Annotated in this window: 9 protein-coding genes; 4 read left to right on the plus strand and 5 right to left on the minus strand. The window is 30.1% G+C overall.

Features of this window, described 5'->3' with window-relative positions:
* From h2es_RS07100 to h2es_RS07115, 4 genes are all read left to right on the plus strand, one after another.
* On the plus strand, positions 1-115 hold a 115-nt coding region (locus tag h2es_RS07100; protein ID WP_195910004.1), incomplete at its 5' end, for a type II toxin-antitoxin system HigB family toxin.
* 39 nt (positions 116-154) lie between these two features.
* Entirely contained in the window at positions 155-541 is a 387-nt protein-coding gene (locus tag h2es_RS07105; protein ID WP_154512666.1) for a helix-turn-helix domain-containing protein, read from the plus strand.
* Between the two features lie 494 nt (positions 542-1,035).
* On the plus strand, positions 1,036-8,631 hold the full coding sequence (locus h2es_RS07110; protein WP_154512668.1) for a hypothetical protein: 7,596 nt from the start codon (positions 1,036-1,038) through the stop codon (positions 8,629-8,631).
* Between the two features lie 420 nt (positions 8,632-9,051).
* The gene (locus tag h2es_RS07115) at positions 9,052-10,329 is read left to right on the plus strand and encodes a patatin-like phospholipase family protein (protein ID WP_154512670.1); all 1,278 of its coding nucleotides are present in this window, start codon (positions 9,052-9,054) and stop codon (positions 10,327-10,329) included.
* Between the two features lie 13 nt (positions 10,330-10,342).
* Here the strand turns inward: h2es_RS07115 and h2es_RS07120 are convergent, their stop codons facing one another.
* From h2es_RS07120 to h2es_RS07140, 5 genes are all read right to left on the minus strand, one after another.
* On the minus strand, positions 10,343-11,413 hold the full coding sequence (locus h2es_RS07120; RefSeq protein ID WP_154512672.1) for a hypothetical protein: 1,071 nt from the start codon (positions 11,411-11,413) through the stop codon (positions 10,343-10,345).
* A 25-nt stretch (positions 11,414-11,438) separates the two neighbouring features.
* Entirely contained in the window at positions 11,439-12,569 is a 1,131-nt protein-coding gene (locus h2es_RS07125) for a hypothetical protein (protein WP_154512674.1), read from the minus strand.
* A 68-nt stretch (positions 12,570-12,637) separates the two neighbouring features.
* Entirely contained in the window at positions 12,638-12,922 is a 285-nt protein-coding gene (locus h2es_RS07130) for a hypothetical protein (RefSeq protein ID WP_154512676.1), read from the minus strand.
* Positions 12,923-13,150: 228 nt separating this feature from the next.
* Positions 13,151-13,414, minus strand: a complete 264-nt coding sequence (locus h2es_RS07135; protein WP_154512678.1) for a Txe/YoeB family addiction module toxin — start codon at positions 13,412-13,414, stop codon at positions 13,151-13,153.
* Entirely contained in the window at positions 13,415-13,657 is a 243-nt protein-coding gene (locus h2es_RS07140) for a type II toxin-antitoxin system Phd/YefM family antitoxin (RefSeq protein WP_154512680.1), read from the minus strand. It abuts the gene before it with no gap.
* Positions 13,658-14,486: the final 829 nt, after the last annotated feature.

The raw sequence follows: 14,486 nt of genomic DNA on the forward strand, positions 1-14,486 counted from the left end.
CCTATCTAATAATAGAGTAGTTTTTAATATTAAAGGTAATAAATATAGATTAATAGTTAGTGTAAAATACGATTTGAAAATAGTCTATGTTAGATTTATAGGAACTCATGCATAGTATGATAAAATAGATGCCATTAATATTTAGGAGAAAAGAATGATAAAAATTAAACCAATTAAAACAAAATATGATTATAAAAATGCCCTTAACACTATTGATAAATTATGGGATGCTAAAGCAAACACAGAAAAAGGCGATTATCTAGAGATATTAACAACTTTAGTAGAAAAATATGAAGAAGAACATTATAATATCTCAGCTCCTGATCCAATAGAAGCAATTAAATTTATAATGGAGCAAAAAAATATAAAGCGTATTGAGTTAGAAAAAATTCTAGGAAGTAGAAGTAGAGTCTCTGAGATATTAAATAAGCAAAGAAAATTAAATTTACGAATGATTAGGAATCTTCATAACACGTTAAGTATACCATATGAAATTTTAGCAGAAGATTATAAAACAACTAAGCAAAGTGAAATAATATAAGGGCTTGCTCTGGGAAGAAAGTATGAAATTTTCACCAATTAGTATAGATACTGGTTCAAATATAAATTTTTAAGTGAGTAAATAGGATGATAAACAAGACATTCTATAAAGTTCAAATAATATTGAGTAATATATTTAGGTTAGAATAAGAAAGTAGCCTCTGTAGATATATTGATTAATGAGTGAGAATTATATATATAGTACAATATCAATATCTAATTAGTTAAGAGCATTTCGATATTGATTTTGATTATCTTTAAGTAAATTAAAGCTGAAATGGCAAAAGTGAAGATGACACATCTTGTTTGACTGTAAATTTATAAAAAATATAACTAAATTTTATTTTTATCCTAACATAAATCTTTGCGATAAATATTTATCAAAAAATTACGACATTTATTTTGCAAATTTACATTTACTATGCTTTTACTATTAAAATATAATAGCATTAAATTAAGATGTTCTAATCCCAATATATAAAAAAGTGGTAATATATGGATGATTATAAAAGTAGTGACAACTTAGAAAAGAAAAAAGGAAGTGAACACAAGAAGGGTCAACAAATTGCTTATTCCAGTATAGTTCATCCTATCCATAATCTTGATCAGCACGCATCAGATAATGCTTTTAACCAATATGCTAACATAAATTATCAGTATCAAGGAACTGATATATTAACTATAGGTAGAGTATTGCTACAAGGAATTGTTGATGTAAAATTTATTGGGGCATTAGGCAAGGGAAATGCTCACTTGAATGCTGAGGCAATACTTGTTCCATTGCTTCCGAATTTAGAACAAGGAATGAGACTTGTAGGGACTTATAACACCAGTGGTAATCACTGGATAGCATTTGCAATTATAGAGGGTGATAATAAAAAGAAAAAAGTGGCCTACAATGATTCTTTAGGCCATAAAAGAGAGGATTTTGAAAAAGAGATGAAGGAAATTTTAGGGGATGATGTAGAATTTCATGAATATCTTGAGAAGACACAAAAAGAATTTCCTGCGGTAGCTTGTGGTTTATTTGCACTAAAGAATATGGAAGTGCTTGCGAGAGCGAATGATATAGGTGAAGTAGATGGGTTTTACTCAACAACGGGTAATTATAATAGGGCAATTAGTTTATTAAGACATGATTTTGCTTTAACTTATGCAAATGGAGTGTATGAAGAAACTGTTGCAATTTTGGGAGAAAGGGCTATAAGGCATGCGGTTGCAGAGTTGCGTGGTACAGAAAGCGAAAAACTTAAAGAACTTATCGAAGATGAAATTGACTGCGAAATTATATGTGAAGTAAGGACTGAAGAAAATGTTATGAAATACGGTTATCATATTTTATTTGCTTCTGAAGATACTGAACAGGTGAAAAAAGCTTTAAGTGAGCTTGTAAACGATCATGCGCAAATTGAAGTTATTGACTTGCAAAATGGGAAAAGCAAAATAAAGGTTATGCCAGGAGAGATAGCCAATGAGGATATCTTAGAGATTATTGAGGGAAATAATCAAGAAACAGTAGTTCCTCAAGTTCCTTCTATTGAAAATATACAAGCGGATTGGAAGCAAGCATTAAATTTAGGAGGAAGAATTTTTGACCCAACATTAAAAGAAGCAATTTCAAAAGCAACAGGTGTTGAATTGGAGGATGGAACAAAGATGTTGGCTGAAGGTCTGAAATACAGCTTACATGGTAATTTATACCAATGGAGTTTACTGACATGGGTGGCTTTAAAAGCTGATTCTGAAAAACAATTTCAATTGATTACAGAAGCAGAAGGATTCGAAAAGTTTGATGATTTGGTTTTAGAATATGATGAGAGAATAATTTTTTTGCAAGCAAAACATAGTTCAAAAGATCTTGGAACAGATGATTATACTGAAAAAGATTTTGTTGATAATAATTACAAAGGGGAAGCAAGTTTAGCAAAATACTTTGACTCTTGGTATAGACTTAAAGATGGAAAATATAAAGGAAAAGATGGTTATTATGTATTTATCACCAATAGAAATGTAATGGATAGTGATGGTTATTTGGAAGATTATAATGTTAATATGCCTGAATTGGAGCTAGGTGCTAGAACACTGAGGTTTAAGCAAGGAGACAGTAGGAAAGACTTCATCACAGCAATTCGAGCAAGTTCTAAAGAGGTTGCAGACTATGATGGAGATTATGACATAGATATTGATGATGATGTTTATGAAGAGGCTGCACAATATATCGCAAAAAAATTCAGAGATTTTGCCAAGGGGAATAAAAGTGGAAAATCAGAGTTCGACATTAATGGAAGTGCTCAAATAAGCAAAGAGGCACGAGCTGTAATTAAATTGGCTCAAGTAGATGATGATGTTTTGAATAAAACAATAGAAAAAATAAAGGAAATTGAAAAAGGTAAAAGAAATGCTAAAGATAAACCAGTTACTAACGATGAAGCTGCCTTTAAAAATTGGTTGAGAGCAAAAGATAATGACGTATTCAAAATCAAGATTGATATAAAAAATCCCCAGCAAATTTTATCTGAAGTCCTGTTAGATGAGATTAATAAATTTCTGGATCAATTTATACTAAAAGTTGAGCAACTAAATTTTGGTGGAATGCTTGAGATGATTCAAGAAGAAACATCCCTTGAAACCCCAATCGCAGCTTCTGAGTTTTGTGCAAATGTTGGGCAAAAAGTGTTGATGTGGTTTGCAGAGCCGAAAATTTGTGTTTTGAGTTCAGAAGAAATTAAAGGCATAATTGAAGAAGCAAAAGGGGATGCTTTCAGATTTTATTTTCTTCATGAAACTCTTGAAATTAACGCTTTAGAAGGAGCTGCATTACCTGAGATTAAAGATTTTCTTGAAATGAAAGATCAAGGTGTTATAAGGATTGAAAATTCACCGGGTCTTGATTTAAGGCTTGCACAAACTATAAAAGAGCAAGGAATACATGTAGATCAGTATGCATTCTTCAAAGGAACTTCGGGTTATCTTGAATATGCTCCAACGATAATGAATGGAGCCCAAATCCAAGTTGCAGTTTTAGATTACAGCGGAACTGGTGATGATGTGCCATTTGATATGAATGATTTATCGGATATTTTAGAGAGTTCTGAGAAGAAGGGAAAAAAGATTATTTTACTGGTCAAGGAAGATGATAAGAGGTTTGATCAATTTGGTGAAGAATTGCAGATTGAAAGTGAGTTGCCAGACGATTTGCTAGATCAGATAATAGCTAAAAATGCTGGGAAAACAGTTAATCTGGCAGGAAAGCATTTTTTGTTATCTGCACTTACTAATAATAAAGATACTGGATTTTACCACGCTTTAAAAAGAGCTGATTTTCTTTTTGATATATTAAATCAACCTAAAGCTGAGGAAGTAGGTTTAGGATTGCCATATGGAGTTTATATAGAAAATGAATTAGTCAGAGGAGAAGATGTTTATCAATGGCCGTCTATCTTGTTGATAACAGAGACTAATTTATTGGTTATAAATAATATGGATGTGGATGAATTAAACAAGATTTTAGAGCATGATTCTTTTAAAGAGAGGGTTGTGAGAGGACAGACAAAAGTTAATGATAAAACTAAGTATCGTTTAATAGAAAGTAGGGATGATTTAGAAAAGCATGGCAAAGAAGAGAATGTTATACATATTTGTATTGGTGATTTTTTAACAAAGGAAGAGAGTGAGTTATATGACAATAATTACATTATCTTAGATGTTAATGATCATGAAGCAACTATTCAGGAGCTTGGAAATGTTAGGATGCCTGTTGCAAATTCTTATAGATTTACAGAAGAAAATGCTGTTAAAAGAAGTGAAATTGAATACAGTAATTTTTGCATTGTATCAGCTAATGCTGGTCGTGGAAAATCTTCGTTTTGTCTTAACGAAAGGCATAAGTGGGTTGAGAAGGAAGAAGTAGGAGGTTATTCTTGGGTAGTGAGAGTTAATCTGGCTAATTTAGAATTTAACGGCGATACGCTAAAAGACTTGTTCAATATGAGAACAACTAGTGTTGCTTGGCCTGATTGGCAGTTGGAAACTTTTACCTATGATATGGGTATATCGGGGATGATAAAAATCCTTTTAGATGGGTTTGATGAGATAAAGGATGTATCAATTATTCAGGAATTAGGTATATGGATGTCGACTTTACCTCGAGAAGTTAATTTAGTTTTAACAACGAGGCCATATGCGGCTCATAATATACCAATGCCTGACAACAGAGATTTAGATTTATTCTTAACTCTTAATCAATATACAGATGAAGAAAGAGATGATTATGTAAGAGATTATATAACTGCTGTTTTTAAGGGAGAAGAAGATATAAATCTTGAAAAAATAATAGCAAAATATCAAGGAATGATTGCCAGCAGTCCTGAGAACATAAGATCCACTCTTGGAATACCACTTGAAAGCTATCTTTTCTGTTCGGGGTTTGAATCTGATATGGTTGCTGATTATGAGGTACTGCAAGGTGGAGGGGAGATTGAAACTATTGCTGAGGCTTCACTTGGGGCAATAGATTTGTTTGAAAGATTTTTGAGAGGAAAATTATTAATATTCTTAGATAAACATTTGCAAGTTGAAAGCCACTTAAAATTAAAGCATGAACATTTCTTTTATACAAGTACAGCTTTATATATGGATATCTTACAAGCATTTGCGTTCAGACAGGTGTTTAGTTTGGATTATCAAGTTGTTGAGAATGCTTTAAAAGACCGTTATTTTGATGATGAAATAATGGAAGATCTTGAGGATACTGGTCTTCTCACAGTTGAGAGAAGAGGTGGCCAGTATCATTTGAGTTTTAACCATGCGACATACCAAGAATATTTCGCCGCTTTAAAAATTGTTTCTGGTTTATCGACTAATAATCTCGACGTTGAAAAAATCTTTAAGGAATACAAACACTATATGCCAGCATTTCAGGTGATTTTTCAATTTGCGGCACAAATAAGCCTAAGTGATAGTAAGTTCTTATCTAGATTTACTCTAACTCAAGAGATGACTGTAGTAAATTTTTGGGGTGCATTATATGGAGATGTTTCGGAAAGTAGTGATATATTAGGAGTTGCAGAAGCTAATCTAATTCAAAGGTGTTTAAATGTTCTTTCTGGTGATAATTTAGAGATTCTAGAGAAGTTAACAACAGATCAGTTATGGCATGGGAAGCTTTTAGAGACGAAAAAAGAGGGCAGAGATTCGAAACAAAAGTCTAAAATATCAGTGCAAGATGTACCAATTGAGCGCACCAAAAAAGCGGGAGAGCCAGCTGAATTTGAAACTGAAAGAGTTGAAAAAAGAATTGCTGAATTTTGTGATGATAAAAATAGTCTAAATGAGTTAGAAGGGTATATAAATAGCTTTGGTTGGGCTGAGCGAAGAGAAGTCAGAAAAATCTTGGCAAAAGAGCTTTTATCTAAAAAGGAATGGGATATAGAAGGTAGTTATTGGGCTTTAGATTTTGGAATAACTGCTATTGGTTTTTGTGGAGAATTTTTCTCACGAGAGTTGGCTGATAAATTGAAAATTAGGGCAGATGCTTGGGATAATAATTTTAGATCTGCCTTAACTTCACTAGATACAATTTACGACGCAGTTTATGGAACAATTTGGAACGAAAATGAGCATGGAATAAGGGAAGCTTTTTATTATGGAATAGGTCTATTGTTGGAAAGTAGGAATAATGATGGTTTTAGCAAGGCAACTTTTTTAAATCTGAGAAAGGTTAGTAATAGTTTGTTGGAGTATTTTGGAGATAGTAGTGAGTATACTTCATCCTTTCCTCAAATGTTAAGAATTGCTTTGGAAGCTGGTTATGCAGTTGTAATAAGTGCGGGTGATAGAGAATTACGCTTTATAGGGGAAAATGAAGTTATAATATCACAAGAAATTCTTGAATTTAGAAAAGCTTTGGGTATTTTAAGAAATACACAAAATGAAAATCCTGAAGGTTTTATCAAAAAATTTGAAAATAATGCTAAGTTAATAAAATTAGCAAGACAAGAAGAGTTGAAAAGGCAGTTAGAATCTTTTGATCTTGAAGGGCTACAAAACTACTTTATTGGTAAATTTATTACTTTCTCTGGTGGGAAGCAGTTAGGAGAAGTGAGGGAATTCTTTAATGATCTTGAAGAAATAAACTTTCCTCATGTCAATCTGGCCAAAAAAATATTCGCCGAGAATTTTCTTCAAGGTCAGCAAGAAGCAAATAGATTTTGGTGGTATGATTTTGGTGCTAAAGCTATTGTTTATTGTGGTCGATATATAAATGAAGGTGCAAAACAGGAAATAATAGAGCGTGGAAGAGTTATTTATGCTTCAGATGTAGAGGATTTAATCATAGATTCATGTTCTTCTTTAGTTGATGAGTTAAATGATGAAGCAAGAAAGGTACAGGATCCTAATGTATTACCAGAAATAGCAGAAGGATTAAGACAAATTGGAGATATTAGAAGAAGTATTGATAAAAAAGCACTAGAGAAAATAGATGAAGGTATAGCTTATATAGAAAGTATTATCGGACAAATAACTAGTGGTTTTAGTTTAGAACAAGCTAGAATGCTTTATGATATGGGTGTTATAAGACCTATACAAAAAGATAATGTATTAATAGGCGTTCAGGAAGAAGAAAAAGGTAAAGCAGCAGTATATAGAGAATATTTAATAGGTGAAGGATTTGAGGTGTATAGTACTACTGCAATGAACAGTTTTTTAGCCTTGAGGATGAAGAATTTAGATGATGCTAATGAATTAGGATTGAAATTATTACAAAGTCAGATTATTAGAGATAGTAGTAATATGGAAAGCCTATCTCAGGTGATAAGTTTATTGGCAAATAGAGAAAGGCAAACGATTGTAATGCCGTTACTAATTCCTTCTATTTTAGAAAAAGGACTAATGCATTGGGTAGGGATGATAATTGATCAGAGAAAAAGTTGGATAGCTATGAAGTACTTTGATTCAGAAAATCAAGATATGCCCTTAAGTTTAGGTATGTTTGTATCAGATATATTTGAAGTAAGAAATTTAGAATGTCCAGTAAAGTTTGAACAAATTAAAGTAGAGCAACAAAGATATAATAACTGTGGACCTGAGGTTATTGAAAATTTTATGTTATGTTTAGCTGGCACGAGGGCAACACAAGAGTCGGCAATTTTTTTACATTCGCTATTATTGGAAAACACACTTTTAGATCAAGAATATATTTTGAAGATTGAAGAGAATAAAAAATTAATTGAACTTTTTTCTAATACAGCTCCTTTTTTAGTTCATATGGCTGTTGGACCCAATGCTGATATATCTGTTTCTACCATAACTTCTCTGCCAGCAGGAGAACATTGTTCACTGATTACAAATCAAGCTAACGATAATACAGGTAGTATTCCTGATATAAAATTTAATTTTGTAAAAAGTTTAAATAGCTATATTGAATATTATTTAAAAAAACTATTTTTACCTAATGAATTTTATGAAATGCAACAACTTGCTAATAAACACAAAGTAGATATAAAAATAGTAGATGAAGTCACTTTAAAACAAGCATATAAAAAAATAGCTTTAAAAACGCATCCAGATAAATATCCAGATGCTACAGAAGATTTTATAAAAGCAAAGCTATTATTAGAACAAGAAGATACTCCTCTTCCTATAGGATTATATACAGCTATAATAGAGAGATTACAAAAGACAAATATAATAGTAAAAGCAACTGATACAGCTATTGATATTGTAAGAGCATTCAAGGATCCATCCTTAGAAAATGTACTAAAGGTTGGTACAGGATGTATTTATTTAACAAGTATGTATATAGGGAAAACTGGAGTTATGCTTCCTGTTGCAGTAGCAGAAGCTGGGTATCAGGTATATCAAGGTGATTATTGGGAAGCAGCCATATCAATGACAAAAACAATAGGTTATACATTGGTGTTTTCTACTGCATATGTTACTGCCCCAGCAATAGCAGTAGCAACTAGTACAGGATTTACATGTTATGCTACTTACTCAATGCTAAATAATGGTTATGAACTATATAATGATCTTTTAGAGCCGAATCCTACTAATAATACAAATTCAAATCAAGATGATTTTTTATTTTAACATTAAAAATAGAAATTTTTATGAAATATTTAAAAACAACAGATTACTATGATATATCAAGATAGCAGATGAAGGAACAGTGTTTTTAACTGAAGCTGCAAGTAAAAAATAAGCTTGCTATTTGATTATAGGAGCATGGAACTAGTGGTAAAGCTATCTTATATAGAAGAACTTAAATATTCAGGACAAAAACGTTATAATGGTTTAAAGTGAAGCAAAGGATCAAGTAGATAATTCATTTAAGACAAATAGGGTTGCCAAACAGATATCTAGCACTATGACTTCTATAAAAAAGTAGAAAGAAAAAAATACATGATTTATGCAGATATGAACACAAATATAAATAAGTTTTCGATATTTGCAAAATAAAACATTTTATTATACAATGCGTTAGCAAAAATATAAAATCGGTATAAATTTATGGATGACTTAAGAGTTTTAGTAATTAATGGTGGTGGTGTCAGAGGTATTATACCAGCAAGAATACTACAAGAATTAACCACTATAGCTGGGAAAGAAAAAAATGTTACAGATTTATTTGATTATATTATTGGTACTTTAATAGGTGGTATTGAAGCTGCAGCTCTTACAATACCTTCAGAGAATGGGAAAAATCCAAAATATACAACCAAAGATGTTGTAGACATTATGCTGAATGATGCACAAGTAATTTTTCCTACAAAAACCTCTACACTAGATACTTACTCAAATGAAGCAATATTAAGTACCACAGTAATAAGTGGCATGACTGGAGCAGGAGCATGTTGGTTGTATGGCACAGGAAAAATTGCAATGCTGGCAGCTGGAGTAGGCACCGGATTAGTAGGATTTACAATTGCTGGGTTAGCATATGCTTATTATAGTACAAACCTATTTTCTGCAAAATATAGCAGAGATGGAATAGATGGAATGCTAGAAAAACATTTTGGCAACGCTACTTTAAGTCAGACATTAATTCCTATTTCAACAGTATCATATTCTTTAAATATTGATGCACCAAAAATTTGGTCTACATATAAAGCAAAACTAAATCCTAATGAAGATTATTATTTAAAAGATGCTGCAGGTGCTACAAGTGCAGCTCCAACTTATTTTCCACCTAAAGTTACTGTCTCACCAAGTGGTCATATACATTACGATGTAGATGGAGGAATATTTGCAAATTCTCCAACATTTTTAGGCATCACAGAATTATTGAAAAATGAAAGAAGTCTAGAACTTCAAAAACTTATAGTGCTTTCAATTGGTACAGGTAAATTTCCAAAGAAAGTTTATGATCCAAATACAAATCATTTAGGAGGAGATGGACAAATTGGATGGATATCACCTAATGCTCATGATTTAGTAGGAAAAATGATGAAGGGCACAGAAAATGTAGATGTTTCAGAAGCAAATCATATATTCGGTGCATTAAGAATTAACCCTAAACTAGAAGAAAAATTTGCTCCACTTGATAAAAGCTCACCTGAACATATGAAGGAATTTTTGGAGGCTATAGAAAATGTCTTTATATCAGATCATAGGGGTATGCTTAAACATGTAGTAGATTGCTTAGAATCTAAAAACGTAAAAAGTGTATCTTGTGCAAAAGCAAGAGATACGCTTAAAGATTATGCTCCAGAAGAACATGCATTGGATACTATGTATCATCTTTTACATGAAAAATTTGAAATACCATTAAATGAATATAATGAGTAAGAGTTACTTACTTTTATAAACTTTCATAATAAATAGAACAAGAGGAAACGCTTAGTGTATTTTCCGTGAGTATATTGGCAATTTCTAAGTAATCCTCTTTTTCTATTACCTCTTTTTTTATAGCTGTATCTGTGCAAAATGTTTTACCCCAATAACTTAAACAATACGAAAATTCACTACACGCATATTTAATTGCTATATTTTTGCTCTCTTCTGTTATCTTTTCTAATATTTCTTTGTTTTGTAATAATTTAATATATAGCTTATATCCGTTTTTAGCGGCAAGTGGTAATAATTTTTCATGTTGTTCTAAAGAAAATATAGTACTTATATTTATTTTACTTATATCTTTATTTAATAATTTTTGAACACATAATTCTTCTCCTTTCTTACTCATACTCCATAAAAGCTCATTAAATAATAACTCTCCTTTTTTATCTTTATAATCAGTTACTTGAATCCATTTATCTATTACTTGACATCTTAATACATTATTTAGAGGATGTTCTGAATATTTTTCTCTTGGTAAATAAGGTAAATCTAAAATACATCCTCCATTTTCATCATTACGTAATACATCACTACATCTTTCAAAATGCCTGATTATAACTTTCTCAACTTTAGGAGTAATAAATTTTTGCCAATAATCCATGAGAGGAGCAAATAATTGCATATTTTCATCACTAATCCCTCGAACAAATAACTCAGGAATTCTAACCAATAATTCAGTAGATTGCAAATCCAACTCTCTACTAGCGTAATCAAACATTCTATCTAATATTACTGCCTTTTCACTTGACCAATTATTTGTTTCATATATTTTTACCAATAAATTAGTTTTTTCTTCTATTGTAAATTCTTGAGGATTCTTTTTTACCACTGTCACAAATAAGCGGTTTACTATTATTAATCCTTTCTCTTTATCTTTTTCTTGGTATTCATTTTTATGAAGGTACCAGTAATTTAATCTTAACATAATAGTTCTATCTTTAGATAAAACATTTTCTAAAACTTCGGTAGAAGTACAATTATATTTATTATCTATTTCTTTAATAATATTGCATAATACTTTATTTTTAGCCACTATGTACTCTTTGTATATATATGAACTACCAATTACAATCGCCGGAAGGATATGGTTTCCCCTCATTTTGAAATATAAAATATAAAAAAGCATGTCCCATTTCATGAATTAAGCTAGCATTAAAACTGGGATATGAACAAGGCATGTATATATGATGGTCTATATACTGAGCATCTAATCTACCAGGAGAAAAATATGGCAAATCACCATATAATGGAAATAAAAGATGTGTATTTTCATTATTTATATTACTAATGCTAATGAAATTTAAAATATTACTGACTGTAAAATGCTCTTCTTTACATAAAATTGGCATTTTATTACTAACTGTACCAATTTCATTATCATCATAGTGAGCCATGCTTTCAATAGAAGTAGTTATTCCATAAATCCCAAATTTCGAACCCGTATCAAACATTGATCTTACCAAGCTTAATGCTTTTTGATATTCTTGAGTTGCTATATGTTCTTTTATATTCTGTAGATGCTTTTCATATTGTGGATATGTATACAGTGGATTTGGTCTTATCAAGTATTTTAAAGAAAAAGTACGTCCTTCTTTTATTAGAACTTCTGATATAGTAAAGTAACCCTTATAATAAGATAATTTAAGAGAATTAGCTAACTCTTCTTTTGAGTATTTTCCCGCATTTTTTTCCAATAAATATTTTACCCCTAATTCATCATTTAAACGGACTGCATGATATATAGACTTAGAGAAAGGCTCATTTTGTAGAAATTCATCATAATAAATTAGGTAATTTAGTTCATTTTTACTAGTTTTATACGCATATTTTATACCTTCTAAGTCTAATAGGTTTTCAGCTAAAATAATTTGTCTTTCAAAATTAAGTTTTTTATATATAGAATCTGGATAAATTAAATTATGATCCTTTTTAATAATATATCTACATAGCTCTAAATCATTTATTAATATTGCAAATTTTAATGGTTCTTTTACTTTATTTACTTGTAGAGAACTATATAATACTTCTAAATAATTTCTTCCTTCTTTGGCACAGACATACTTAGCACCATTTACATTATCTTTAATTCTGTTACGTGTTTGATCTTCTAAATCTATACTTTCTTCTTCAGTAAACAAACTAAATACATCAGCACAAGCTAGACCTTGATAGTCAACTAAACTAGACATCTAAATTATGTTAAAAATTATAATAAGATAACTTACTTACTTTTAGTAAATTTTTAAAATAGATATTTTTATTCACCAGAAGTATCTACAGTTTGCGCTGTATTAAGCTCATGAGTGGAGTTATCTTCATCCCCCCTACCTTCCAGTCCCATTTCTTTCATTATTTCTAATGCTTTCTTATGAGTTTCTTCAGAAACCTCAGGTACTACACCATATTTTTCATATAGTTCATTTTCTTCTGTTAATCTTTTTTCAAGTACATTTTGTTCAATAATTCTATTATCTTTTGACATTTTTCTTATATCTTCATCAAGTTCAGCACTGAACCTTGTTCTTACTTCATGATCAGACATTTTACACCTCATAATTTTATTTACTTCATATTCAGTATAAAGCAATTATTTCAATTATGCAAGACAAGTATAAGCTCTAAGTGTGATAACAAAGTTTTAAAGAGCAAGTTGGATTGCATAAGGCAATGGTAGTAAATTAGAGAAAATAGAGTATAATAGATACTTTTAATAAAAATAGGCTTTATTTAAATACTACTTTTGCTCATTATATATTTTTTATTTGCAAGTTTATTTACTATAATGTGTCCATAGTCTTATAACTTTTATTACTTTTTTATCTTCATATACTTTGTAAATTAATCTATGCTTTATGTTTATTCTTCTGGATATATACCCCCTTAATTCTCCTACCAGTCTTTTATATGGAGGTGGTACTTGATATGGATTTTTTTCTATTATTTTTAGTAACTCTTCACACTTTGATTTGAGATTTGATTCCTTTATTTTTTTTACATCTTTTTGTGCCAGTGATGTATACAGAAGTTGATACATTTACCAATCTATTTCTTTTGAGCATTCTTCTAATTTCTCTTTATCTGCCTCTATAATTGATTCTTTCATTTTTGGTATTGATAGCAAATACATTGTTTCCTGTATATTCTCCCAATCTTCCTGCGATATTATCACTGCGTTATTCCTTCTTCCCTTTATTATTGCTGGTTCATGCGTGTTTGCTATTTCGTCTATCAGCTTGTATAAATTTTTTCTAGCATCACTGACTGTTAACAATTCCATAATTTTGTTTACCTCTTTGTTTTTTATAACGTACTATATCTTGTACGCTTTTGCAAATGATTTTCTTTGATTTACTTCTCAATATCATTTCTAATCTGAAGCCTCCAAATTCATCTTATAATTGTAAAGTGTCTGTCTCAATACTTTTGCCATTTTAGCAATATAACTTGATGTATATTTTCCACTACTCATCATATCTACATATTTTTTTCTATAGATTTCTCTGCTGAATATTGTCTATCTCTGTATTTTCCATGCTCCTTTGCTCTTTTTACACCATCATAAATTCTTCTATTGATTATGGTATATTTTATCACTATTATTCATTGAAAAGGTCATATATTTATCTATATTATAAATTATGATAAATCCTTAGAATAACCCATATTCGAACTTTGTATTCATTATTTTGTCCTCATTTTTGAAGTAGCTACTTCTTACAAATAATTATCAAAGCGACATGTAAAAAAATTTTACAATAGGCATGTAGTCTAGATTGGTGTAATAATTAAGTGTAGATATTTTTTGGTAAAATTTCATACTAAAAAAACGACTATATATTATAAAAACAGAAGGCTGAGATAAAAAATGGTAAATAAATCAATTTTCAAGCGTTTTTATTGTTTTTATATGTATTTATATATATTTATCAAAATAGATAGATTAAATCGCATTTATGGAAGAGAAATTTTTTACTATTTTAAAAATTTTAAATTATTGAAGTATAAATTTTCTAAAATCACTTTTTAAAATCATAATAATTTTTACAAAAACAAAATTTGTTAAATAAATAATAATGTTCTATAATGACCCTTATAAAACACTATAA

The sequence above is a fragment of the Rickettsiales endosymbiont of Trichoplax sp. H2 genome, from assembly GCF_009690945.1.
Taxonomy (GTDB): domain Bacteria; phylum Pseudomonadota; class Alphaproteobacteria; order Rickettsiales; family Midichloriaceae; genus Aquirickettsia; species Aquirickettsia rohweri.

Bases quoted from the DNA above. Each gene is read 5' to 3' on its own strand.
- h2es_RS07105 (WP_154512666.1), top strand. From the start codon at position 155: ATGATAAAAATTAAACCAATTAAAACAAAATATGATTATAAAAATGCC.
- h2es_RS07110 (WP_154512668.1), top strand. From the start codon at position 1,036: ATGGATGATTATAAAAGTAGTGACAACTTAGAAAAGAAAAAAGGAAGT.
- h2es_RS07115 (WP_154512670.1), top strand. From the start codon at position 9,052: ATGGATGACTTAAGAGTTTTAGTAATTAATGGTGGTGGTGTCAGAGGT.
- h2es_RS07125 (WP_154512674.1), bottom strand. From the start codon at position 12,569: ATGTCTAGTTTAGTTGACTATCAAGGTCTAGCTTGTGCTGATGTATTT.
- h2es_RS07130 (WP_154512676.1), bottom strand. From the start codon at position 12,922: ATGTCTGATCATGAAGTAAGAACAAGGTTCAGTGCTGAACTTGATGAA.
- h2es_RS07135 (WP_154512678.1), bottom strand. From the start codon at position 13,414: ATGTATCAACTTCTGTATACATCACTGGCACAAAAAGATGTAAAAAAA.
- h2es_RS07140 (WP_154512680.1), bottom strand. From the start codon at position 13,657: ATGGAATTGTTAACAGTCAGTGATGCTAGAAAAAATTTATACAAGCTG.